21 protein-coding genes and 1 tRNA gene are annotated in these 24785 nt (G+C 64.3%); 8 read left to right on the forward strand and 14 right to left on the reverse strand.

Annotation, left to right across the window (positions count from 1 at the left end; translation table 11 throughout):
• Window positions 1-13: 13 nt before the first annotated feature.
• On the reverse strand, window positions 14-1849 hold the full coding sequence (locus tag MLB1_RS20550; protein WP_180751706.1) for an APC family permease: 1836 nt from the start codon (window positions 1847-1849) through the stop codon (window positions 14-16).
• A 157-nt stretch (window positions 1850-2006) separates the two neighbouring features.
• On the opposite strand from MLB1_RS20550, the gene MLB1_RS20555 reads away from it, so the two are divergent.
• Complete coding sequence (locus tag MLB1_RS20555) at window positions 2007-2348, forward strand: DUF732 domain-containing protein (RefSeq protein WP_180751707.1); 342 nt, start codon at window positions 2007-2009, stop codon at window positions 2346-2348.
• A gap of 22 nt (window positions 2349-2370) precedes the next feature.
• Here the strand turns inward: MLB1_RS20555 and cysC are convergent, their stop codons facing one another.
• The 5 genes from cysC to MLB1_RS20580 all read right to left on the reverse strand — a co-directional run bounded on the left by cysC (window position 2371) and on the right by MLB1_RS20580 (window position 8469).
• On the reverse strand, window positions 2371-4248 hold the full coding sequence (gene cysC, locus MLB1_RS20560) for an adenylyl-sulfate kinase (RefSeq protein ID WP_180751708.1): 1878 nt from the start codon (window positions 4246-4248) through the stop codon (window positions 2371-2373).
• Window positions 4248-5177, reverse strand: a complete 930-nt coding sequence (gene cysD / locus MLB1_RS20565) for a sulfate adenylyltransferase subunit CysD (RefSeq protein WP_180751709.1) — start codon at window positions 5175-5177, stop codon at window positions 4248-4250. Before cysD ends, cysC begins: the two co-directional genes overlap by 1 nt.
• On the reverse strand, window positions 5174-5977 hold the full coding sequence (locus MLB1_RS20570; RefSeq protein ID WP_180751710.1) for a Stf0 family sulfotransferase: 804 nt from the start codon (window positions 5975-5977) through the stop codon (window positions 5174-5176). The genes cysD and MLB1_RS20570 overlap by 4 nt, the downstream gene beginning before the upstream one ends.
• A gap of 76 nt (window positions 5978-6053) precedes the next feature.
• On the reverse strand, window positions 6054-7415 hold the full coding sequence (locus MLB1_RS20575; RefSeq protein ID WP_180751711.1) for a sulfatase: 1362 nt from the start codon (window positions 7413-7415) through the stop codon (window positions 6054-6056).
• A 109-nt stretch (window positions 7416-7524) separates the two neighbouring features.
• On the reverse strand, window positions 7525-8469 hold the full coding sequence (locus MLB1_RS20580; protein WP_180751906.1) for a LysR family transcriptional regulator: 945 nt from the start codon (window positions 8467-8469) through the stop codon (window positions 7525-7527).
• Between the two features lie 83 nt (window positions 8470-8552).
• Here MLB1_RS20580 and MLB1_RS20585 point away from each other — a divergent pair, with 83 nt between their 5' ends.
• A complete protein-coding gene (locus MLB1_RS20585; RefSeq protein WP_180751712.1) occupies window positions 8553-8819 on the forward strand; it encodes a hypothetical protein in 267 nt (88 codons plus the stop codon).
• 12 nt (window positions 8820-8831) lie between these two features.
• Here the strand turns inward: MLB1_RS20585 and MLB1_RS20590 are convergent, their stop codons facing one another.
• The 4 genes from MLB1_RS20590 to MLB1_RS20605 form a co-directional block, all read right to left on the reverse strand.
• Window positions 8832-10031, reverse strand: coding sequence for an AAA family ATPase (locus tag MLB1_RS20590; RefSeq protein WP_180751713.1), 1200 nt, complete (start codon window positions 10029-10031; stop codon window positions 8832-8834).
• A 59-nt stretch (window positions 10032-10090) separates the two neighbouring features.
• Entirely contained in the window at window positions 10091-12445 is a 2355-nt protein-coding gene (locus tag MLB1_RS20595; RefSeq protein ID WP_180751714.1) for a Tex family protein, read from the reverse strand.
• 54 nt (window positions 12446-12499) lie between these two features.
• The gene (locus MLB1_RS20600) at window positions 12500-12952 is read right to left on the reverse strand and encodes a GNAT family N-acetyltransferase (RefSeq protein WP_219603400.1); all 453 of its coding nucleotides are present in this window, start codon (window positions 12950-12952) and stop codon (window positions 12500-12502) included.
• Window positions 12953-13081: 129 nt separating this feature from the next.
• Entirely contained in the window at window positions 13082-13984 is a 903-nt protein-coding gene (locus MLB1_RS20605; RefSeq protein ID WP_180751715.1) for a hypothetical protein, read from the reverse strand.
• 98 nt (window positions 13985-14082) lie between these two features.
• On the opposite strand from MLB1_RS20605, the gene MLB1_RS20610 reads away from it, so the two are divergent.
• Window positions 14083-14676: a TetR/AcrR family transcriptional regulator gene (locus tag MLB1_RS20610; protein ID WP_180751716.1), complete on the forward strand. Its 594-nt coding sequence runs from the start codon at window positions 14083-14085 to the stop codon at window positions 14674-14676.
• Window positions 14677-14721: 45 nt separating this feature from the next.
• Here MLB1_RS20610 and MLB1_RS20615 read toward each other — a convergent pair whose 3' ends face one another.
• On the reverse strand, window positions 14722-15783 hold the full coding sequence (locus tag MLB1_RS20615; protein ID WP_180751717.1) for a ferredoxin--NADP reductase: 1062 nt from the start codon (window positions 15781-15783) through the stop codon (window positions 14722-14724).
• Between the two features lie 59 nt (window positions 15784-15842).
• Between MLB1_RS20615 and MLB1_RS20620 the strand changes: the two genes are divergently transcribed.
• Genes MLB1_RS20620 through MLB1_RS20635 form a run of 4 tightly spaced genes read left to right on the forward strand, consistent with a single transcriptional unit; the run spans window position 15843 to window position 19952 of the window.
• Window positions 15843-16721 carry an SDR family NAD(P)-dependent oxidoreductase gene (locus tag MLB1_RS20620; protein ID WP_371750671.1) on the forward strand — a complete coding sequence of 293 codons (879 nt, stop codon included), beginning with the start codon at window positions 15843-15845 and terminating at the stop codon, window positions 16719-16721.
• Window positions 16722-16756: 35 nt separating this feature from the next.
• A complete protein-coding gene (locus tag MLB1_RS20625; RefSeq protein WP_180751718.1) occupies window positions 16757-17677 on the forward strand; it encodes a ferritin-like domain-containing protein in 921 nt (306 codons plus the stop codon).
• 11 nt (window positions 17678-17688) lie between these two features.
• Window positions 17689-19188, forward strand: a complete 1500-nt coding sequence (locus tag MLB1_RS20630) for an NAD(P)/FAD-dependent oxidoreductase (protein ID WP_180751719.1) — start codon at window positions 17689-17691, stop codon at window positions 19186-19188.
• Window positions 19185-19952, forward strand: coding sequence for a MerR family transcriptional regulator (locus MLB1_RS20635; protein ID WP_180751720.1), 768 nt, complete (start codon window positions 19185-19187; stop codon window positions 19950-19952). The genes MLB1_RS20630 and MLB1_RS20635 overlap by 4 nt, the downstream gene beginning before the upstream one ends.
• A gap of 218 nt (window positions 19953-20170) precedes the next feature.
• Here MLB1_RS20635 and MLB1_RS20640 read toward each other — a convergent pair whose 3' ends face one another.
• Complete coding sequence (locus tag MLB1_RS20640; protein ID WP_371750672.1) at window positions 20171-20695, reverse strand: hypothetical protein; 525 nt, start codon at window positions 20693-20695, stop codon at window positions 20171-20173.
• A 201-nt stretch (window positions 20696-20896) separates the two neighbouring features.
• Window positions 20897-20970, reverse strand: a tRNA-Arg gene (locus tag MLB1_RS20645).
• 73 nt (window positions 20971-21043) lie between these two features.
• On the opposite strand from MLB1_RS20645, the gene MLB1_RS20650 reads away from it, so the two are divergent.
• Window positions 21044-23053 (forward strand): cytochrome c oxidase assembly protein, encoded by a 2010-nt coding sequence (locus tag MLB1_RS20650; RefSeq protein WP_180751721.1) that lies wholly within the window; start codon window positions 21044-21046, stop codon window positions 23051-23053.
• Here the strand turns inward: MLB1_RS20650 and atzF are convergent.
• Entirely contained in the window at window positions 23050-24663 is a 1614-nt protein-coding gene (gene atzF, locus MLB1_RS20655; protein ID WP_180751722.1) for an allophanate hydrolase, read from the reverse strand. The two genes, MLB1_RS20650 and atzF, sit on opposite strands and share 4 nt — an antisense overlap.
• Window positions 24664-24785 lie beyond the last annotated feature (122 nt).

Below are 24785 nucleotides of genomic sequence, written 5' to 3' on the forward strand. Positions count from 1 at the left end.
TGAGGTGCGGCGGTCAGTTCATCCGGTAGGGATAGTTGGCGACGATCGCGTCGGTGCGGTCAATGAGGTTGGCGGTCAGCACGATACCGGTCTGATTGTGCAGGATCTGCTGCCAGCGCCGTTTCGTCTTGATCTCCGTGATGAGGACCGTCACCTGCCGACCGTCGGACTGCCGCTTCTTGACGTACTCGACTAGCGGGGTCACCAGGGACCGATGCCCGGTAGGCAGGACGACGAGCTCAAGCCCTGGATTCCATTGCGCCCAACGCGTGGTGATCGCCTCCGCCTTCTGATCCGTGCGGCTGATGATGACCGGTACCACCTCGCCGCCAAGGTGTAGTGCGGCCTCCAACAGCTGGACTGTCCGCTTGTTGATGTCGTCGATCGGCACGATCACCAAGGGTGTCTGGTCCGGGGGATTGGGGGTGAGCGGGGGCAATTTATCCAGCGCCAGTTCGCGTTTGACACCCTGGTAGTAGTTCTCGGTACGCCCGAACAGCAGGACCAACAGCGGGATGACGATGAGGAGCAGCCAGGCGCCCTCGGTGAACTTACTGGCGAAGAAGACGATCATCGCCATGGCCGATAGCACGGCACCGAACCCGTTGAGGGCAGCCTTCCAGTGCCAGCCCGGGGTGCGCGCGCCGAACCAGTGCTTGACCAAACCGGTTTGGCTGATGGTGAATCCGATGAAGACGCCGATCGCGAACAGCGGCAACAGTCGGTGGGTGTCGGCGGCACTGGCGATGAGAATCAGCGCCGCGAACACGGCGAGCGCCCCGACACCGTATCGATAGACCGGCTTCTCCGCCCGCAGCCCGAACAGGTGAGGCATCCGGTCGTCCTTGGCGAGCAGGCTCATCAGCACTGGCAGTCCACCGAAACTGGTGTTGGCGGCGAACCCGAGGATCAGCGCCACGGTTACGTTCGTGATGTAGAAGGGCAATCCTGTGCCGAACGCAGCCGCGGAGAGTTGCGCCAGAATGGTGACGTCACCGCGGGGCACCACATGGTGCGCTTTGATGAGGATGCTGAGCCCGATCAGCATGACGCCCAACAGGATTCCGAGGGCAACCTCGGTGTGCTGGGCCCGCTTGATGGCGGGTGTCTTGAATGCGGGGACACCGTTCGCGATGGCTTCCACACCCGTCAACGACGAGCATCCGGCCGCGAATGCCTTGAGAACCAGGATGATTCCGAGCGCACTGGCAGGCTCGATGGGGCCGAGATCCGTGCCGATGACGGCGACCGGAGTGGAGTGTGCGAGCCCGAAGACGATGACCGCCACGATGCAGACGATGAAAACGAATGTCGGCAGCATGAGCACCTTGGCCGACTCGCTGATTCCGATCATGTTGAGAACGGTCAGGATCGCCAGGCCGATCAACGTGATGGACAGCAGATGCGGAGCCAGGGTGGGGAAAGCGCTTGCCAGGCTTGCCGCCCCCGCAGCCAGGCTTACCGCGACGGTCAGTACGTAGTCGACGACCAGACTCGCGGCCGCCAACAGGCTGGCCCCGCGGCCGAGGTCCTTCTTGGCCACGGCGTACGAGCCCCCGCCCTCGGGGTGGACCGCAATCACCTGACGGTAGGAGAAAACCAGCACGATGAGCAGCACCGTGATCGCGATGGCCACCGGCAGGGTGAAGGCGATGGCGCCGACACCGCCGGCGATCAGGGCGAGCACGATGGCCTCCGGGCCATAGGCCACAGAGGACAGTGCATCCAGGGACAGTGCGGCGAGCCCGCCGACGGAGGTCAGTTTGTGTGCGTCGTCCTTCAGGACACGTCGCAGTCGCGGGTCGGCGACGCGTTGCGGTGCGGGACGGGTGGGCGGGGCAGGAATCACCGGGGGAGAGTAGGCCCCGAAACCGTGAATTTCACCCGTCTTGGCAACATCTTGAGGTGGGGAGCCCCGATCGCCAGATCGCGCTGATAGTGGTGTCAATCACGATGACATCCGCGAACCTATGTCCCGTGAGGTCAACGGATGTAGACTCACAGCCATGAAGGGACTCAGTCTTACTGCAGCGATCGCTATGGGTGCTGGCGCCGCCGCGATCGCCATGGCCTCTCCGGCACATGCCGATGACGTCAGTTTCAACGAGACGTTGCACTCGTACGGCATCTACGCGCCGCCGGACAAGACCGCGTACCTCGGCAAGATCGCCTGCCACCGGCTGGATACCGGTATCGACAAGGACGCCTACCAGGCCGCCGATTTCCTGGCCAAGAGCCTCGATCGGAAGTCCAGCACCGAGCAGAAGTGGCAGTTCCTGTCTGCTTCCATCGACGAGTACTGCCCCGAACAGCGGCCCGTCCTCGAGCGCGCAGCCAACCGCACTTAAGCCAGTTTGTTCTCAACCGCGCTCAGCGAGCGCGGTTGAGAACATCAAGCACCTGGGCGACCAGCCCGTCGATATCGGCACCGGTGGTGTCGAGCACCAGCTCGGGATTCTCCGGAGCTTCATAGGGTGCCTCGACACCCGTTAAACCCTTCAACTCACCCGCACGTGCCCGCGCATACAGACCCTTGGGGTCCCGCTTCTCGCATTCGGACAGCGGTGTGGAGATGTACACCTCGATGAACGGCAATTTGGCTGCGGCGTTGATACTGCGCGCGGTCTCGCGGTCTGAGCGCAGCGGCGACACCAGCGATGCCAGCGCGACCACCCCCGCATCGGCGAACAACCGCGTCAGGTGCGATACCCGGCGGATGTTCTCGGCGCGGTCGCCCGGGGAGAACCCGAGGTCATCGGATAGTCCATGGCGCAGGTTGTCGCCGTCGAGCAGATAGGCCACCTGCCCGGACTCCACCAGTGCTCGTTCGACCGCCACCGCGATGGTGGACTTTCCGGATGCGGGCAGGCCGGTGAACCAGATGATGGCGCCGCGCTGAGTGGTGCTGTCCCAACGATATTCGCGGTCCAGCGCCGAAGGGTGCCAGCGGATATCGGTGCGTGAGTGCGTCTCGGGCTTGACCTCGCGCGCCTCCGTGATGGTGCCGGCGCCGACGGTGTCGTTGGACGCCTCGTCGATCAGGATGAACGCGCCGCTGTCCCTGCTCTCCGCATACGAATCGGCCACCACCACCGAACTGGTGCGCAAGGTGACCGAGCCGACGTCGTTGAGTGCCAACTCAACCGGGCCGTCCAGCTCATCGAGGGTCTCCGGATCGAGGCGGGTGTGCAGTGCCTGAACGGTGGCCCGCACTGTTCGGGTGCCCTGTTTGAGCGCCAACCGGTCGCCCGCCCGTAGCGGGCCATTGGTGAACCAGCAGACCGTGGCATCCAGTTCTCGGGCCAGCACCGGCCATTCAGCGTCTTCGGCGCCGCTCACCAACACATCGCCGCGGCCCACGTCGATATCGTCGGCCAATTCGATCGACACCGATAGTGGAGCCACACCGGTGGAACGGTTTTCGTCGAGGGTGTCGACCACTGTCACCGTCGAGCGTGCACCCGACGGCAGGTTCACCACCGGATCTCCGACGCTGAGCGTGCCGGCTGCGAGCCGGCCGGTGTACCGGCGGCGCTGATCGGCGGTGGGCCGTGAGACCCACTGCACGGGTAGGCGAAGCTTGGCGGCCTCTGGCTGCGGGGGCGAAAGCTCGACGCCTTCAAGGTATTCGAGCAGGGTCGGACCGGCGTACCAGGAGGTGTTCTCGGAGCGATGCACCACGTTGTCGCCGTGTTTGGCCGCGATCGGTATGACCGTGATGTCCACCTTGCCGAGCCGATCGGCCAGCAGATGCAGCTCGCGAGCCACCTCGTCGAAGCGCTGGGCATCGAAGTCCACCAGGTCGATCTTGTTCACCGCGGCCACGAAATGCTTGATACCCAACAGCTTTGCGATGCGGGCGTGGCGGCGAGTCTGGCGCAGTACCCCGGCCCGTGCGTCGACGAGCAGGATCGCGACATGCGCGTTGGAGGCGCCGGTGAACATGTTGCGGGTGTAGCGCTCGTGGCCGGGGGTGTCGGCCAGGATGTAACTGCGGTTCTCGGTGGAGAAGAAGCGGTAGGCGACGTCGATGGTGATGCCCTGTTCGCGTTCGGCGCGCAGGCCGTCCGAGAGTGCGGCGAGATCGGCCACGCCCTCGTCGTCGGTGACCGCTTCCAGGTGGTCGACCGGCAGGCTGTCGGTGTCATGCAGCAGCCGCCCGATGAGCGTGCTCTTGCCGTCGTCCACCGAACCCGCGGTGGCGATGCGCAGCAGTTGGCGGGTGTCCACCGCAGTCTGAGTACTCATCAGAAGTAGCCCTCTCGTTTCCGGTCTTCCATGGCGGCCACGGACGTGCGGTCATCGGCGCGGGTCTCGCCGCGTTCGGAGACGGTGGCCGCAGAGATTTCCGCGATCACCCCTTCGATCTCGGTGGCCTGGGACCGGACGGCGCCGGTGATGGTCATATCGCCGACGGTGCGGTAGCGCACCCATTCGGTGGCTGCGGTCTCCCCACCGCGCGGGGTGGCGTACTCGGAGGTGGCCAGCAAAATGCCGTCACGCTCGAAGACCTCGCGCTGGTGTGCGAAGTAAATCGGCGGCAGCGCAAGGTCTTCCAGCTGGATATAGCGCCAGATATCGAGCTCGGTCCAGTTGCTCAACGGAAAGACGCGAACCTGTTCGCCCTTACGGATGCGGCCGTTGTACAGCGACCAGGGTTCGGGCCGCTGCGCCCGCGGGTCCCACTGCCCGAACTCATCCCGGAAGCTCAGGATGCGTTCCTTGGCGCGGGCGCGTTCCTCGTCGCGGCGTGCACCGCCGAACGCCGCGTCGAAACCACCGGCCTCCAAGGCGTCCAACAACGTTCGGGTCTGCTGCCGGTTCCGGGAGGCACCCGGGCCCGGGTCGGCGACGCGCCCGGCGTCGATGGTTTCCTGCACCGAGGCCACGATCAGCTTGTGGCCGTGCGCGGTCGTGCGGTGGTCGCGGAATTCGATGACCTCGGGGAAGTTGTGCCCGGTGTCCACGTGCAAGACCGGGAAGGGCAGCGGCGCGGGCCGGAAGGCCTTCTCCGCGAGCCTCAGCAGGACGATCGAGTCCTTGCCCGCCGAGAACAGCAGTACCGGGCGTTGCAGCTCGGCCACCACCTCGCGGATGATGTGCACCGCCTCGGCCTCAAGCAGCCGAAGCTCGTTGACCTGCAGTGGGTTTTCCAGTGTCGTCGTGGTGTCGCTCATAGTGGCAGCCCCTCCTTTTCCGCATCGGCTCGGTATCGGTCCACCCAGTCGTCGGACCGCTGATCTGCCTGCCGTTCCAGGGCTGGTGCCGGCGCGAGCCGCGGGTCTTCCCCGAGGGCCTCGAGAACGGTGGCGACCACCTGGGTCAGGTTGCGCCACAGGTACGGATAGGAGATATCGATGGGCTGGATGTTCTCCTCGGCGAACCAGCGGCGCCACCCGGCCTCCTGTGCCTGCAGCATCGTGATGACGTGGGCGATGGCCCCCGCGTGGTATTCGGCGCGGGCATCGCGCACCGGGTCGGGACGTCCGCGCCACACTCGGGTCTGCACCGCACGCCAAAACGAAACCGCTTGGGAAACAACGTCCGGCCGGTAGACATGCACCAGCACTGGGTCGCTCCCGACGGTGTCACGGATGGCGTCGACCAGCCCGTCGCCGGAACGGTCGGGGAGCCCCTGGGCGCGGTTGAGCAGCAGCGGCGTCTGATTCCACATGAGCTTGCCGCCCCAGATTCCGTTCGGGGTGCGCCCGACGGTGCGGATGTAGTCGCGCCAGATTGTCGCGGGCGCGAGATCGGGCTTGCCCTGGTCCAACGGGTCAAGCAGACGCAGGATCGAGTCGTCCTGGACGCCGGCGAACCATTCCCGCGGCTGCGGGGCCTGGCTGGTTGTGGGCAGGTACTGGAAGAACTCCTGCGGTTCGCCGGCCACACCGGTCGCGCGCAGGGATTCCACCAGCAGGGTGCTGCCACTGCGCTGCGATGCAAGCACCAGATATGCGGTGGGATGGTCGGGCATGCGCAGTAGCCTAACCGCAATTGTTTTGCATTCGACTAATTGGGTTCGCCGTGAATTGCAATCACCGCGAAAATAACTATTGCTCGATACCGCGTTCGTCGGCGATGGCTGAACGGTTGGCCCCGGGCCGACCATGGACGCGCAGGAATGTCTCGGTATATCGCGCGGAAATGCGCGTGCCCGCAAAATCAGAGGGAATGACGTCGAGGGTCTTCTCTCGCCAGTCGTTGAGGCGCAGCGCCAGATCGTCCGCGATGGCCGTCGATTCCTGATTGGTGTCGAGTCCGAGCAGGTTGTGCGTCTCTCCTGGATCGGTGTCGAGGTTATAGAGCTCTCGATGCGGGCGCGGATTGGTGATATGCGCGGCAACCGCCCGGCCCGGTGGACTGTCGGCAATATCCCACGGCAAGTCGAGGATTGGTCGTTGCGCGTAATTCTCTATATAGCTGTATTGCTTCGTTCGAATAGCTCGAATGGGATCGAAGGAATCATGATATGTCTTCGCGGTAAATAGCTCAGAACGAACGTGTTCTAGTTCGCCCGATGCCTTCGCGATATTGCGGGCGTGTGAAACTCCCTGCACCTCCTCGGGAATCTCCACACCGAGTAGCTCTAGAAGCGTGGGTAGCAGATCGACACCGCTGAAGAGCTCGTCGTACCGGCGGGATTCGGTGGCATGGGCCCGTGGGGGCCGCACGATCAATGCGATACCGGTGCCGGCGTCGTACAGGGTGGACTTGGCCCGTGGCAGTGCCGGGCCGTGGTCGGTCATGAACACGACCCAGGTGTTCTGGTCGAGGCCGGTCTCGGTCAATACGTCGAGCAGCTCGCCGACCTTGGCGTCGGCCACCGAGATGGAACCGTAGAACTCGGCGAGGTCCTCGCGTACCTCCGGGGTATCGGGCAGATAGTCGGGGACGTTCACCGTCTGGGCGTCGGACGGTTCATAGCGCTCCCGGGGGAACGGGCGATGCGTCTCGAAGAATCCAGCAGTGAGCAGAAACGGCTTGTCGGGTGAATTGCGCAACCAGCGGGTCGCATGTTCCACCACGTATTCGCAATACGAGTTAGACACGTCGTACTCGTCGAATCCGAGCTTGGCCGGATACGCCGTTTCGTGCTGCATTCCGAACAGTGCTGTGTGCCAGCCCGATCCGGACAGAATCTGGGGGAGGGTGCGCACACCGGCGCGGTATTCCCAGCCGTGGTGTGCCAGGCCGATGAGGCCATTGCTCTGTGGGTAGCGCCCGGTGAAAAGGGAACCACGTGAGGGTGAGCACAGCGGTGCCGTGGCATGGGCGCGGGTGAAGAGGATGCCGTCGGCGGCCAGCTGATCCAGGTGTGGGCTGGACACGTCGGGATGTCCGTAGGCGCCCAGGTAGCGACCAAGGTCGTGCCAATGCACGATCAGTACGTTGTCCCGTGACGCTTCTGGCACTTCGTTCCCTTCCCGAGGTTCGACCGTTCACCCAACAGTCTGCATCGGCGGCCTGGCAACCCTTCGGCTCACCGGGAGCAACTCGCCCGCGGTGGGCGTGCCGGTGCGGCTACCGCCGCTCGCCCCGGAACCCCACGATATGGCTGAGTAGGTCACGAACGGCGCCGGCGGGCGGTACCCGTGCGCCGCGCCAGATGGCGCGAAGGTCGCGGTGCAGATCAGCGTCCGCCACCGCGATAGCGCGAAGCCTGCCCAGTGTCAGGTCGTCGCTGACCGCCAGCGTGCTCATCACCGCTGGACCGGCTCCGGCACGTACCGCCGACCGTACCGCCGCGGCGGAGGACAGCTCCAGGACCGGCGCGGCCTGTTCGGTGGTGCCGAGCGCGTCGCGCAATGCCGCGGTGAGCCAGTCGCGGGTGCCCGATCCGGCTTCGCGTGCGACAAGCGGTGTCTGGGCCAGCTCGAGTGCGGTCACCGGGCGGGTGCGCTTGGCCCACTTGTGATCTGGTGCCACCACGACAACCAGTTGGTCATGGGCGACAACCCTGCTCCGTAAGCCCTTGGGCGCGAGGGGGCTCTCGATGAATCCAACATCGGCGCTCCCATCCTGCACCGCTTCGGCGGCATGCTCACTGTTGGTCGCGGTGAGCACGACGGTGGCGGCAGAGGTACCCAAACGGGCCGCCGCAGCCTGCAACGACACCAACCAGCGTGGCATGAGCTGCTCGGCGATGGTCTGACTCGCTGCCACCTTGACGCGGGCCCGGCCCTGTTCGCGGAGCGACGCCAGCGCGGTGTCCACCTGGGTCGCGACGGTCAACAGCTTTGCTGCCCATTCGGCCACGGCCACGCCGGTCGCGGTGAGCTGAGAACCGCGTGGAGTCCTGGTGACCAGTGGTACGCCGGTCTGGGCTTCGAGGGAGGCAATGCGCGCCGACACCGCCTGCTGGGTCAGGCCGAGATCGCGGCCTGTCGCACCCAGGCTGCCGGTCCTCGCGATTCCCAGCAGCACCTCGAACGCGGACAGCTCTGGCATGCGAGCGCTCAACATGATCCATGTTAGGCACAAATCAGCTTTGTGAGCCCACAAATTCGCGGGGTCTACTGCCCGATCGCTGCCGGATCGACGATTAGTTCATGAGCAAGACATCCTCCACCGCAAAGGAAATGACCATGAAGAATCTCGTCGTCAACGCAGCCGGCAAGCTCGTCATCTGGGCAGGTTTGGTACTCGCAGTCCTCGCCCCCGCAGTGGCCGCCTTCTGGATGATGGCCGCCCCGAGCGTCGTCGCCGAAGGCGGCAGCCAGAGCGCCCACCACCACCACGCCGTCACCCAGACCGGCGACGCGAGCCACCAGAGCGTCATCAACGGCGGAGGCGCGAAGTTCAACAACCAGTGGTGACCCGGTACGCGCTCAGCGGGAACCCCAATGCCACGACGGGGCCTTCAGCGCGTCGAGTCCCACAATCTTAGTCTCGCCCCAGTCCTTGACGAGTTCGAGCCGCACCGCCGAACCGGCATCGTCGAATCGGTCCTCATCGCCGGCCAGGATCTCGCGCAACGGTCGCGCGGCAAGATGATCCACCAGAGCGCTGGCGTGGGTGATCACCACCACCTGGGTCTTCGCGGCCGCCGCGCGAATGAGCGTCGCGAGCGGAGCGATGAGATCAGGATGCAGCGAGGTTTCCGGCTCGTTGAGCACCATCAACGGCGGCGGTTCGGGGCTCAGCAGCGCGGCAGCCCACAGCAGGAAACGCAGGGTGCCATCGGACAGCTCCGCGGCACGCAGCGGGCGCAGCATGCCGGACTGCTGCACCTGCAGATCGAAGATCCCTTCGCGGACACCGACCGCCACCGAGGCGCCGTCGAACGCTGTGGCAACGGCCTTGTCCAGGGTGTCGCTACGGGTTTCGATGATCGTTTGGATGGCAGCCGCCAAGTCGCTACCGTCATTGGAGAGAACCGTTGTGCGCGTACCGATCTGAGGTTGGCGCGCAGGCGCGAGCATGTCCACACGAAACCCGTCGTAGAACCTCCAGCCGCGCAGGGTGTCCCGGACCGCACCCAATTCGGGGAACCTCCCGGGGAATTCAGAGAGCACGCTGCGGTACGTCGGCAGCGAGCGGCTGAAATCTTCGAATCCGCGACCCGAATCTGCACGCGCCTCCACCACGGGGCGGGTTCGTCGCACGAGGGTCGCGCTGGGGCGAAGCGATGGCCCGGTGAACACGGCCTCTCGCTTGATCTCCGGATCCCGACCGAAGGCGGAATCGCTCGGAATCGGCAGGCCGAGGTCTACCAGATAGCCAAAGTCTGTTGATGCATAACCCAGCTCGATCGACACGGGCCGAGTGCGGACCGTGCCCTGCACTGTGCCGGTGCGGCGCGCTCCCTTGAGATTCTCTGGTCCGGCCCATATCGCCGATTGCAATCCGCCCTGGCGGGCCAGCGAGCCGATGATCTCGCCGCGGCCACAGTCGGCCAGTAGCTGAAGTGCCCGGTACAGCGAGGACTTTCCGGTGCCGTTCGCGCCGGTGACGACGGTGAGTTGGGCAAGCGGCAGTACTAGATCACGCAAGGAGCGGTATCCCCGGATGGCCACGGTGGTGAGCACGGGGCCACGTTAACCAGGGGCACCGACATGTGGCGGGCGGCGCCGAGCCCCCGACGCGACTACCGTCCGAAGCCCGCGTTGCGTAATGCGTCCGCCATGGACCCTCCCGGCCGGGTCTCTTCGCGCTGGCGGGAATTCTTGCCGCGGTTCTGGTTTGGCCGACCCTGATTCTTGTTGTCGCGTTGGGGTGCATCGCCGCGGTCGGGACGCTTGCCTTCGGTGCGCTGTGGCTCGTCGTTCAGGCGCAGGCTCAGACCGATCCGCTGACGCGGAATGTCGACATCGGTGACCTTGACCCGCACCACCTGACCGGACTTGACCACCTCGTGCGGGTCGGACACGAATCGATCCGCCATCGCCGAGACGTGTACGAGGCCGTCCTGATGCACGCCGACGTCGACGAAGGCGCCGAAGGCCGCGACATTGGTCACCACACCCTCGAGCACCATGCCGACCTTCAGGTCTGTCACCTTTTCGACGCCGGCGGCGAAGGTGGCCGTCGTGAACGCGGGCCGCGGATCCCGTCCCGGCTTCTCCAGCTCGCCGAGAATGTCTGTCACGGTGGGAATTCCGAACCGCTCATCGGCGAAGTCGGTGGGCTTCAGTGACCGCAGCGAGCGTTCGTTGCCAATCAGCTCGGCGAGGGTAATGCCCGAGCGGTCCAGGATCTTGTGCACCACCGGGTAGGACTCCGGATGCACCCCGGATGCATCGAGCGGATCGTCGCCCTCGCGGATACGCAGGAATCCGGCGCACTGTTCAAAAGCCTTGGGGCCCAGTCTGGGAACCTTCAGCAGCCCCTTGCGACTGCGGAACGCGCCCACCTTCTCGCGATGCGCGACGATGGATTCAGCGAGGGATTCGGTCACCCCGGACACGCGCGCGAGCAGCGGCACCGAGGCTGTGTTCAGGTCGACTCCGACGGCGTTCACCGCATCCTCGACGACCGCATTCAGGCTGCGGGCGAGTGTCCCGGGGGTGACATCGTGCTGGTACTGCCCGACGCCGATGGACTTGGGCTCGATCTTCACCAACTCGGCCAACGGATCCTGCAGGCGTCGTGCGATCGACACGGCGCCGCGCAGCGTCACATCGAGGTCGGGCATTTCATGTGCGGCATAGGCGGAGGCGGAGTAGACCGAAGCGCCGGCTTCACTCACCATCGCCTTCGTTGGAGCCTTGGCGCCCGCCGCTTTGATATCGGCGATGAGTTCGGCTGCCAGGGCATCGGTTTCGCGGGATGCGGTTCCGTTGCCGACGGCGATCAACTCGACACCGTGGCGGGCGACGAACGCCGCCAGGGTCGCCTTGGCCTCATCCCACTTCTTCTGCGGCTGATGGGGGTAGACCGCGCAGGTGTCCACCACCTTGCCGGTGCTGTCCACAACGGCCACCTTGACACCCGTCCGGAAGCCGGGGTCTAGGCCGAGCGTGGCGCGGGTACCTGCGGGAGCGGCGAGCAGCAGATCCTTGAGGTTGCGGGCGAAGACCGCGACGGCCTCTTCCTCGGCCCGTTGACGCAGCTTCAAGCGGGCGTCGACGGAAGCGGAGAACATGAGCTTGGCGCGCCAGGCGACGCGAACGGTACCGGCCAGCCACGTTGTCGCCGGGGTCTTCGCGGTGAGATTGACCCCGAGCGATTGCGCGACCATGGCCTCATACGGCGCGTCGTCGCCGCCATCGAAATTGAGGGCAAGGACCTGCTCCTTCTCACCGCGCATGACGGCGAGAACGCGGTGCGAGGGCATGGTCTCCAGCGATTCGGAGAACTCGAAGTAGTCACGATACTTCTGTGCTGCATCGGTTTTCGCCGACTCCTCGGACCAGGGTGCGGTCCGCAGGGCGCCCTCCGACCAGAATTTGGTGCGAGTGGTACCGACGAGCTCGGCATCCTCTGCCGCGCGCTCGATGAGGATGTGGCGGGCTCCGTCGAGTGCGGCCGTGGTGTCGGCGACGTTCTCGGTGAGGAACTCGGCGGCCACCTCATCGGGCACCAGGCTTGGGTCCGCCAGCAGCCGATCGGCCAGTGGGGTGAGCCCGGCCTCGCGAGCGATCTGTGCCTTGGTGCGTCGCTTGGGCTTGTACGGCAGATAGATGTCCTCGACGCGCGCCTTGGTATCGGCCGACAGCAGCGCCGCCTTGAGATCGTCGGTGAGCTTGCCCTGTTCCTCGATGGAGGCCAGGACCGTGGCGCGACGGTCGTCGAGTTCCCGCAGGTACCGCAGCCGTTCCTCCAGATCGCGCAGCTGGCCGTCGTCCAGGCTGCCGGTGACCTCCTTGCGGTAACGCGCGATGAACGGGACCGTCGAGCCCTCGTCGAGCAGCCGCACGGCGGCCGCCACCTGGGCTTCGGCGACAGCAAGTTCCGCAGCTAGGCGGGCATTTACAGATTTCACGGTCACGCTCTGAGTCACGCGCAGGGACCCTACCGAATACGGACGACAGAACGCGGCAGCGGATGGCGTGAGTCAGGTCAGTACGAGGCGGAAGGTATGCATGCCGTCGTCGATACCGAAGTGCTCCCAGCCCTGCTCGGTGAAGAATCCGAAGGCCGCAGGGTTCGACGGATGGACGTAGGCCACCCACCGCGATACCGGGGGATGGCCGCGCCAGGTCAAGACTGCGCGCAGCGCCAGGCTGCCCACACCCGACCGGCGCAATGAGCGCGGCACCGCGATATCGGACACGGTGTGCTCGATTGGGCCCCAGACACATCCCACCAGAGCGACCGGTTCGCTCTCCCGAATGACGACCAGCTCAGCGCTGCCGGGGTCGGTGAGGACGTGCTCTAACCATTCGTCATCCAGCGGGCCGAGTTCCTGATCGAGCACGGGGTCCCGGAACCACTCCTGTACCCAATCCCAGTCATCACGGCAGAAGCGGCGTACGAGGAGCACCCCACCGGTTCTACCGGAGAGCACGGTTCACCGGTAACAGGTGTCTTGGATCGCCCCGGTCTCGTCGAGTATCTGTTTGATCAGCAGTAAGTAGGTGGCTTGCTGACTGTCATGATCTGCTTGCAGTCTGGGTGATTCCCGGGTCGTGCTACATCAGTGGTTTCGGTCTTGCTCCAGCACGGCTGCCGTGAATCGGTAGAGGGAGAGCAGCGAAACAAATCCGAACATGAACAGGATGACGCTGCCGGTGGTTTGGTTTACCGGGTTGAGGAACAGTCCGACGGCGTATGCCCCGATGACCACGATGGGTGCGGCGTCTACCCAGCTGAGCGGACGCTGTTCCGACCGCGCGAGGGCATCCTTGCCCAGGATGGGCAGGAGCACGAAGGAGATGATGAGGGTGATCAGGAAACCCCAGATTGCCCAGCCGATCGGCAGTGCCGGATCTCCGAAGAACGAGTCCTCGGGGGCTAGGGCCTTGGACTTGCCGACCCATTCATAGATGCCGAACTTCGTGCAAAAGCCGTCGGCTGTGAAGGCGATCCAGGCGTGCAGCGTGCCGTAGAGCACGCAGTGCCACACGACCTGCCACGGACGCAGTGTGCGGGGGTCCACCACGATCTTCCCGTCGAGTATCACGTTGATGATCACGTAGACCGGCCACAGCAACGCGACCATTCCGATGGGAACCAGTAGGGGAACACTGCCGATATGCGGGCCCATCATCGGTATGTCGCCGTAGCGCAGATCTCCCCAAATGAACCCGCCGAAACTGATGTTTGCCTGCTCGAATGCCCACTCGACAACAGACGCGATGACGAAATATGCCAAGGCGAGTTTGACGCCCAGGTGTTTGAGCATGTGCCCGAAGACCGCCACCACCAGTGCCAATGTGGTGATCGTCTGCGCGATGACAGGTAGACCCGCGCCGCCGGTCGAAATGCCCGACCACAGCGTCATGACGACCCACACCACGCAGGCGACGCCGAGGGCGATGTCGAGGGGAGTCGTTCGTCGCGCGTCATTACTTGTGCGGTCGTCGGTGCTCGTGCTCATCCGCCACAGTCCTTTCGGTGATCCGATGGGGTTTCGTGACTAGAAAAATATTCTAGAACAATTCTCCAGTCAAGAGGCGGGACAGTATTGTCTTGGTGGTGTCCACTGCCTCGAATGCCGGCGTAGCGCGCCGGCGCGCGATCCTTGATTCGGCGCTGACGAGCTTTCTGAAGAATGGGGTGGCGGGCACCACAATCGAGGCCCTGCACCGTGAGTCCGGGGCCAGTGTGGGCAGCATCTACCACTTCTTCGGAAGCAAAGAGCGTGTGGCCGCCGAGCTGTACCTCGAAACGTTGCGGGATTACTACAACGCCTATCTTGCTGTGCTGCAGGGAAATTCGAGTGCTCGCCGCGGGATCGAAGGCACCGTTCGCTTTCACCTGGAGTGGGTTGCCGCGAACGAATTGCGGGCCCGTTTTCTCTTTCACTGCAGGGAGTTCGAAGTCATCGAGGAGTCGCGATCGGCGATCGCCGCGCTGAATGAGGATTTCTACGGCAAGGCGAGTGCGTGGTTACAACCGCACGTCGAGAAGCGTCGTATCAAGCCCCTGCCGCCCAGGTTGTGCCAGTCGTTATGGATGGGGCCCTGTGTGGAATATGCCCGGCTGTGGCTGGCACGTTCGGCCGATTTTGACGTTCTTTCCGCGGCTCCGGTTCTGGGGCAAGCGGCCTGGGATGCCGTGAAGGCGTAATCAGTACTGGCGTTTGAACGGCGGATGCCAGGCAGTGGAGTTCTGTCAGCGGTCGAAGGCGATGCTGAGTTGATCCGATTGCGGCAACGACTGGCACGCGAGGCGCACGCCGTGGCTGATCTCATGGTCATCGAGGGCGTCATTGACCTGCATCGTCACCTCGCCCGCTCGGAGGGTGTACGAGCAGCCTCCGCAGTTGCCCTCGCGGCATACATAGGGCGCGTCGATGCCCAAGCCCAGGAGTACGTCGAGGAGGATCTGCGATTTCGGCCAGCAGATCTGGTGGGTGTTCCCATCGATTTCCACTGTGGCGCTTACCGCGTCCGGATCGGCCGGTACGGCCGCAGGCTCCGGTGCGGCGGCGAAGGCGTCGGTGGTCAGCGACACGAAGATCTCGCGATGGATGTCCTCGCGCGCCAGGCCGATACCGCACAGCGCGGCCGCTGCCACGTCCATGAAGGCGGCTGGGCCGCACAGGTACGCGGCCGTGGCGGTGCTGTCGGCTGGCAAGAGTGCGCGCAGCCCGTCGGCGGTCGGCAACCCGGATTCGGCCTCAATCCAGTGCAAGACGGTCAGCCTGCGTCCGTGTTCTGACTGCAGTGCTGCAAGTTCGGCATCAAAGATCACCGAGTCGCGGTCTCGGTTCGCGTATACGAGGACGGCGTCCTGAGTGGACTCGGGCAGCACCGTGCGGATCATGGACATGATCGGCGTGATGCCGCTGCCGGCCGCCACGAACACCGGAACCGCTGTGGTATCGCGCATGGTGAATGTTCCTGCAGGGCGCAGTGATTCGAGTACCATTCCGGCTCGGGCGTTGTCGCAGAGCCAGTTCGAGGCCCGGCCGCCGGCGGTTCGTTTGACGGTGACCTTCAGGTGTTCATCGATGCTTGGTGCGCTCGATAGTGAATAGCACCGGGACACCGCATCGGTATCCGTGCCAGCCGGCACGCGCAGGGTCAGGAACTGCCCAGGCTTGTAGGCGAAGTCTGCTTGGGCATCGGGCGGTGCGGCGAACACGATCGAGACCGCATCGGGCGTCTCGGCGATGACTTCGAGCACCTCCAGCGCGTAAGCGCCGGGTGCGGTGGCCGTGTGCGTCGGCATACGAGTTCCTTCCGGAGTGGTCAACACCTCATTGTCATCATCAACTGTGCCGTTGACAAATGGCACAGTTGGTGATGTTGTATTCCGCCATGGGGCTTCTTGACGTCTTCAGACGCCAGCCGATTTCGGTAGATGCAAAAGCGGTAGTCACCGGTGCTGGCAGCGGTATCGGGCGCGCTTTTGCCCTCGAATTGGCCCGGCGCGGTGGCCACGTGGTCTGTGCGGATATCAACGCCGAGCGGGCCGCGGAGACCGCGGCTCTGGTGGACCGGCTTTCCACAGGCCGTGCTCATGCCGTTGCCTGCGATGTTGCTTCACGGAGCCAGGTGGAGGCGCTGGCATTCGAGGCACAGGAGGTCTTCTCCGGACCGCCCACCTTGGTGATCAACAACGCGGGCGTCGGGATCGGCGGCAAACCGGTCGGGGAGATCGGTCTGGACGACTGGAACTGGGCGCTTGGCATCAACCTGTGGGGCGTCATCCACGGATGCGAGCTGTTCGCGCCGTTGCTCCGCGCCGGCGGGCGCGGCGGGATCATCAACGTCGCCTCCGCGGCTGGGTTCGCCGCGGCACCGGCGATGGGCGCGTACAACGTGTCGAAGGCAGGCGTCATGTCGCTGTCGGAAACCCTGGCCGCCGAACTGAGCGGCACGGGGATCAACGTGACCGTGCTGTGCCCCACCGTCGTCAAAACGAATGTCTTCAAGGATGGGCGCCTCACCGGGGCGGCCACATCGGGCCTGCTCGACCGGATCATCGAGCTAACCGGCTTCTCCCCGGAGAAGGTCGCCGCCCGCACCCTCGATGCCCATGACCGCGGCCGTCTGTATGTGCTGCCGCAATTCGACGCCAACGTCATCTGGCACCTCAAACGGCACTTTCCCACCCTGTACACGCGGGGAGCCGGCCTGCTGGGCCGGCTCCTGCCCACCGACTGAACTTCTCACTACCTCGCTGAAAGGGAAAACATTCCATGGCAATGGATCTCGACAACATGCTGCAGATGATCAAGGACAAGCAGTGGGCACTTGCTGATATCGACTGGGAGGCACCTGGCGCCGAGCTGATCGAGCCTGAGCTGCATGCGAAGCTCAAGCCGTTCATCGCGGACCTGATGTGGATCGAGAATGTCGGGGCACGCGGATTCGCGGCACTGGCCAAGAAGGCGCCGACCCCGACCCTGAAGAGCATCTACGAGCACTTCCATGCCGAGGAACAGAAGCACGCCAACGCAGAGCTTGCGCTGATGCGCCGGTGGGGGATGCTCGAGAACGACGAGATCCCTTCCCCGAGTATCAATGTGCAGCTGGTGATCAACTTTCTCGACAAGTACTCCGACGGGATGTCGCTGTCCTTTCTCGGCACGGTGATCCCGATGCTGGAGGTCGCCCTTGACGGAGCCCTCATCAAATTCATTACCGACGAGGTCAAGGACCCGATCGCGCAGGAAGCATTCAAGCGGATCAACTCTGACGAATCTCGCCATCTTGCAGTGGATTTCGAGGTCATGGATATCCTGGGCCACTCCAAGATGCGCAAGTTGCTCACTGAGCTCGTCGGCGGCTGGCTCAAGCCCAGCCTGCTGATCGGCTTGCTGAGCTATGTGCCGCTGCTCAATAAGATGCGCGACAACATCGTGGCCATGGGTGTCGACGAGGAGCGCCTCTACGGTGCGATGAAACGCTTCAAGAGTGTCGGTGAGCGCAGCGAATACGTCCGGCGGCTGCCGATGTACCGGTTGATCTCCTGGCATGCGATGAAGGTGATCAACCGCAAGTCGAAATACCACTGGATAGCGGACTCGCTGGTCAAGATCACCGGCGTCATCCCGATGCGACTGGTGGAGCGCACCCCCACCTGGTCCCAGGAACTCACCTACGAACCCGTCGCGTGAAAGCAGCCAGCATGAATATCTCCGTAGCCATCATCGGCGCCGGGTTCGCCGGTATCGGTGCCGCCATCCGCCTGAAAGACAAGGGCGTCAACGACTTCGCGATCTTCGAGCGCGGCGACCGGGTGGGCGGTACCTGGCGCGATAACACCTACCCCGGGGCGGCGTGCGATATCCCCTCGCGGTTGTACTCGTACAGCTTTGCCCCCAATCCCGAGTGGTCGCACACGTATTCCGACAGCGGCGAGATCCTCGGCTACATCGACCAGATGGTCGAGTCCTCGACGCTGTCGCCGTATATCCGTTTCGGCCACAACGTCGTCGGGGTTACATACGACGAGGGCGCAGGGGAGTGGACCCTAGAGTTCGATAACCAGGAACCGGTGCGTGCCCGCAGCGTCATCATGGCCTCCGGCCCGCTCGCGAACGCGAGTTTTCCGGCGATCCCGGGTCTCGACACGTATGAGGGCCACAAGATCCACAGTGCCCGCTGGGATCATGACTACGACTTCACCGGTAAGCGCGTTGCCGTCGTCGGCACGGGAGCCAGTGCCGTCCAGATCATTCCGGAGCTGGTGAAGACCGCCGAAATGGTGAAGGTGTTCCAGCGCACGCCCGGCTGGGTTCTGCCGCGTCTGAACCGCACAACTGGCGGGCGGCTCAAGCAGCTGTACCGCGACTGGCCGCTCAGCCAGCGGCTGGCGCGTGCGGCGTGGTTCTGGGGGCACGAGTCGGTGGCGCTGGGCGTGGTCTGGGACACCCCCTTCACCCGCATCGTCGAGGCGGTCAGCTCCGCACATCGGCGGCGACAGGTGAAGGACCCCTGGTTGCGCCGGCAGCTGAAGCCCGATTTCTCGGCAGGGTGCAAGCGCCTGCTGATGACCAGCGACTATTACCCCGCGCTGCAGGCAGAGAACTGCAAGCTGGTCACCTGGCCCATCGCCCGGCTGGCCCCGAAGGGCATCCGCACAGTCGAGGGCATCGAGCATCAATTCGATTGCATCGTCTTCGCAACCGGTTTCGACGTGTGCAAGGCAGGTACGCCCTACCCGGTCATCGGGCTCGACGGCCGGGACCTGGCCGCCGAGTGGGGCGGTGGCGCCTACGCCTACCGCAGCGTGGCGGTATCGGGCTACCCGAATCTGTTCTTTACCTTCGGCCCCAACTCAGGACCCGGGCACAGCTCGGCGCTGGTGTACATGGAGGCGCAGATCAACTACATCACCGACGCGATCTCTGCGCTGATCACCAACGACTGGAAATCGGTGGACGCACGCCCCGAAATCCAGGAACGCTACAACCAGGACATCCAACGTCGGCTGCAATCCACCACGTGGAACTCAGGGTGCCAGAGTTGGTACCTCACGGACGACGGGTTCAATGCGACGATGTTCCCTGGATTCGCCACGCAGTACGTCAACCAACTCAAGAGATTCGACCTGCAGGACTATAAAATCACTGTCTCGCACACCAGCGACGAACTGATACTGACAGGGCCAGCCTCGAAACCATGACCGAGTACCGGATCGACGACCTCGCACAAGCCTCGGGGACGACGACGCGGAATATCCGCGGGTACCAAGAACGAGGGCTCCTGCCCCGGCCGCTGCGCCGGGGCAGGACCGCTATCTACAACGACTGGCATCTTCGGCAATTGCGGGCGATAAATCGCTTGCTCAGTGAGGGTTTCACCCTTAAACACATCACCAAGTTCTTCACCGGGCTGCAGCGGGGTGCCCAGCTTGCCGATGTTCTCGATCTCTCGGATCTTGAGGGCCTGCTTGAGCAGCGGTGGTCCAACGCGGACCAAGGGACGCTGTCGATGGGGAAGCTTGAGGAGCTACTGGGCCCCATCGATCCCGCGGTACTGGCACGGTTGGTCGATGCCGGGCTACTCGAACCCGTTGATGCTTCCGACTCATACCTCGTCAATGATCTGGACACGATCGACACCTTCGCAGCGTTGATCTCGCGCGGAATGGCGCTGGCCAACCTGGTCGATATCCACGTCAAGATGAACGAGAAGCTCGACGATGCCGCGCGTGTACTTATCGGTGCCGCGCATGACGAGGTGACCCGCCAGCGCGGGCCTGGCTGGATTCCGGGCACCGATGACGAAATCGCTTGGGCTACAGACCTTGTTGGGACAATGCGGCGGGCCGCGAGCCATTCAACACACGCCGCCATGAACCGTGCGCTTGACGACGCGCTGAGTGCCGAAATGGAGCTGTACCGTCAGAAAGCCGAATTGACGGCAGAAGCGCCGCCCCAGGACTGACAAGCGCGCAGTTGGTAAGTGCCCCGGCAGGAAACCCCCATACCTGTTCCGTGTAATAGATAACCGCTAGCTCCAGACAGGGGCAGACACCAGGACATTCCCACGGCCTCGGCACCGCCCCGCTCTGCTAGCGCTGAGATCAATGATGAGCGAGGTACTCGACAGGTGCGGGGTGCATCATCCGGGGCGTCGCTGGAAGCGCTATCCCGGGCGACGCCTTATGTGGGCAGCGTGACAGACGGCCCAGTAGCCGCATGAGGTTTCCCGTAGACGGCTTCCGAAGGGCCGGGTAGGTCGGACCCTGCGGCCACTTGAGTCAAGGAGCACATGTTGTCCCCGTAGGCGGCGGGTGCGTTGGGTCTGCTGTCGTTGGGTATCTCGTCGGGCTTACCCGCCACCACGAAGTACTCCGTACCAATGTCGTACCCACGCCCGCAGGATGGCCCGAAGTTCTCTACCTTGACTGTTGTCACTGCACCGACATCACCCTTGTAGACCTCGCGGACTGCGAACTCGTAGATGGTGCGGCCGGTGTCGGGGTTGCCGATCCCGAAGGTGTCAGTAGGTGTCCCGACGAAGATTGCTTGCGCGTGCCCGAGCCATTCCTTGACCGAGGCCGCGTCCTTGCGGACAGCGACGCATGAGCAAGCGCACGCTACGCCCGGCGCTACAACAGCAGATGCGGTAATACCCCCGGCTGCAAGTGTGAAGACGGTCGCGGCGGATCCCATCCAGCGAATCATGAGCAAAGTATGCACGGAGCAATCCGCGAATGTAACCGCACCCACAGATTTCAGGACAAAAGTGTGTGCTGTGGGCGTGGCGTTTCCCCGGCCGCCAGTGCAAACCTTGCCGGGAACGCACCATTGATCCGCGCGAGGACGCTGCGCGGGTACGAGCCTTCTCACAGCGGATAATTACGGTGAAAAACAGCATCTGAACTGCGCCCCCGGCAGGAATCGAACCTGCGACCTAGGGATTAGAAGGCCCTTGCTCTATCCGACTGAGCTACGGAGGCATGTGGCGCTAGCCGGACCGTAGTCTATCGAACCGGTGACCGTGCGGATCGCATCTCGCCATACCCTTGACTGGTGACGACGACCCCCACCGCCAGGCAGACCGATTCGCCGATCTGGACGGTCGTTGTCGGTGCCGCCGCGTTAGCGGGCCTGGTCGCGGCCACTATCGGGGCGCTTTCGCTCACCGACGCCCTGCTCGCGACCGGTCTGCCAAACCCGGGCCTCGTCACCTCCTACGGCGTGCCGTTCGTTCGGGCCGCCGCCGAAATCTGCGCCGTCGGCGCCGTCGGCGCATTCCTGCTCGCGGCCTTTTTCGTCCCACCGCAATCCAACGGCGTGCTCGACGTGGACGGCTACCGCTCGCTGCGCATCGGCACGGCCGCATCAACCGCGCTGGCGGTGTTCTCGGCGGCCATGGTGCCGTTGTCGGTGTCCGATGTGTCGGGTCAGCCGGTGAGTACTTTCCTGAACCCCGGCGAGCTGTGGTCGCTCGCGGGTGAAATCGACACCGTAAACGCGTGGCGCTGGATGGCATTCATCGCCGCCGGCGTCGCGATCGCGAGCCGGGTGGTGTTGCGCTGGGCATGGACGCCGCTGCTGGTACTCGGATCGGTGGCGACATTGATGCCGCTGGCATTGGTGGGGCATTCGGCATCCGGCGGCGCGCACGACCTCGGAACCAACAGCCTCATCATCCACCTGGTTTCCGCGGCGCTGTGGGCCGGTGGGCTGCTGGCGCTGCTGATACACGCGCTGCGCGGTGGCGGCTATCTCGATGTGGCGGCGCGCAGGTTCTCCACGGTGGCACTGTGGTGCTATGTCGCGATAGGGCTCAGCGGAATCATCAACGCGCTTATCCGGGTGCAGCTTTCGGACCTGCTTACCACCCGCTACGGATGGTTGTTGGTCGGCAAGACGACCGCGCTGCTTGTCCTCGGCGTGCTGGGATATCTGCAACGGCGTTCGGCGATGACGGCATTGGCCGAGGATCCACAGAATCGTCGGCCGCTGATTCGGCTCGCAGGCTTGGAAGCGGTCATCTTCGCGGTCACCTTCGGAATCGCCGTCGGGTTGGGTCGCACCCCGCCACCGCCGCCGCTGAACCTCAACCCTTCACCGGTCGAGGTCGCCATCGGTTACCCGATTGCCGGTCCGCCGACCCCGCAGCGTCTGATGTTCGACTGGCGCTTCGACCTCATCTTCGGAACGGCCGCCATTGTTTTCGCCGTCGCCTACCTGGTCGGTGTCCGTCGGCTGAAAAAACGCGGTGACGAATGGCCGGTGGGGCGCACCATCTCATGGGTATTCGGTTGCGCCTTTCTGCTCATCGCTACATCGTCGGGCGTCGGCCGGTACATGCCCGCGATGTTCAGCATTCACATGGTCGCGCACATGACGCTCTCGATGCTGGTGCCCGTGCTCCTCGTTCTCGGCGGCCCCATCACGCTGCTGCTGCGTGTACTGCCCGCCGCGGGCAAGGACGATCCGCCGGGGCTACGCGAGTGGGTGCAGATGGCACTGCACAGCGCGTTCTCTCGCTTCGTGACGCATCCGCTGGTGGCGACGTCGTTGTTCATCGGCGGGTTCTACGGCTTGTACCTGAGTGGGCTCTATGACGCCGCCGTCGATGTGCACGCCGCGCACCTGGCGATGAATCTGCACTTTCTGCTGAGCGGGTACCTGTTCTATTGGGTGGTTATTGGTATCGACCCGTCTCCGCGGCGTCTGCCTCCGGTCGCAAAATTGGGCATTGTGCTGGTGTCACTGCCTTTGCACGCGTTCTTCGGCGTCATCCTGATGGGCACGAAAGCCATTCTCGGCGAAAAGTTTTACAGCAATCTGGCCTTGCCGTGGCGGATCGATCTGGCCGCCGATCAACACATGGGCGGCGCCATCACTTGGGCGACGGGGGAACTGCCGTTGCTGGTGGTCATGATTGCCCTGGTGATCCAGTGGTCACGTTCGGATGAGCGGCTGGCCCGCCGACAGGACCGTGCCGCCGAACGTGATGACGACGCCGATCTGGCCGCCTACAACGCCATGCTGGCCAAAATGGCTCAGTACGAAGAGAAGCCGAGCTAACCCACCGCACCTGCGGCGATGGCCGCCGGCCAGCTGCCGTACTCACTGATATCGGTGCCCGCTCGCGCCGCGGCACCGTCACAGCCGAATCCGGTGCGCCACAGGCCGTCATCGCATTCGACCTTGCCCAGCAGCATTGGCTCGGGCAGCTGTGCGAGGAAGGTGCCCAGCGCTGCGGGGGAAAGCCGCCAGATCTCGCCGCCGATGCTCACCCCGTCCTCTTCGGAGCGGGTGAGGCCGGGTTTGGGTGGTGTGGTGTGCAGTGCCGCCATTCGATACTTCGGCGCGGTACGTACCGGGCCGATCCAACGTGCCCCCAGGTCGGTGAGCTGGAACTCCAGCGGGCCACCCTTGAGGTGAGCGCCGAACACCGCAAGCTCATGTGACAGGGTGCTCGCAGCGGGCCAAACGTCCTGTCCCACCGCATCTCCGGTGACCATCGCGGCGATATCGAAGGCGACCGCGTCGTCGAAGGCGCGGGCTAGGACCGTCACCCCGAACTGGGCGTCACCCGCGGTTCCCGCGGGGACTGCCACCCCACACAGATCGAACAGATTGCAGAAGTTGGTGTAGGTCCCCATCGCCGCGTTGACGCCAATCGGGTCGGCCGCCACCTGCTCGATAGTCGGATGCAGCGGTGCGGTGGGTACCAGCAGTGCGTCCGCACCCGCGAGGGAGATCATGGCTTCCCTGCGGAGACGCTGCACCTCGGCGCGGTCTCGCACCAGCCAGTGCGCGGGGATATCGCGTGCATTCGAAATGATCTGTGCAACAGTGGGATCGAGTGCGGCCTCAGGGTTGGCATCGATGAATTCACCGGTGGCGGCATAACGTTCACTGACTAGCGCGCCCTCGTACAGCAGTTTCGCGGCCGCCAGGAAGGGCGCCAGATCGATCTCGACGATTGTCGCTCCGATTGCTCGAAGACGTTCGACCGCCGCGTGAAACGCATTGCGCCACGTCTCATCCAGTGCGGGAAGCTCGCTCGGAATGGCGACGGTGGGCTGTGGGGGAGCGGCCAGTCGTGTGTTGGTGGGCCAGGAGCGCGGCCCGACAGCGCTTCCCATGGCAGCCATCGCGGCGTTGGCGGTGTCCAGCGTCCGGGCGAAAATGGTGACGCAGTCATAGGATTCGCAGGCTGGAACTACACCCTCGGTGGAGATGACGCCGACGGTCGGTTTGATCCCGACGATGCCCTGCAGCCCTGCGGGTACTCGCCCGGATCCCGCGGTATCGGTTCCGATCCCGATATCGGCCTGTCCGGTTGCGACCGCGACTGCGGATCCCGAACTGGAACCGCCGCTGATGTATTCAGGGCGGCGCGAGTCGGATACCGCACCGTAGGGGGAGCGCGTGCCGACGAGCCCCGTCGCGAATTGATCCAGGTTCGTCTTGCCGACGAACACTGCACCCGCGCCACGTAAGGCTGCGACCACCGGGGCGTCGTGTTCGGGAAGGTACGCGTACTCCGGGCAGGCGGCGGTGGTGGGCACACCGCCGACGTCCACGTTGTCCTTGACCGCGAGTCGCACTCTGGCCAACGGCCCTGATGAGCCCGCCAATTCGGCGGCGATGTCGTCCTCGGGGCGGCGCATGATCCAAACCGTCATGTCAAGCAAGGTACGGGTGGCCGGACTCATCGGCCAGTTATCCCCAATCCGACGCCCATCCACAATCAGCACCCGCGGCTCCGTATGTGTCGGGCCGGGGTGTCGGTACGAGACGAGTTACT

The sequence above is a fragment of the Mycobacteroides sp. LB1 genome (genome assembly GCF_013449725.1).
Classification (GTDB): domain Bacteria; phylum Actinomycetota; class Actinomycetes; order Mycobacteriales; family Mycobacteriaceae; genus Mycobacterium.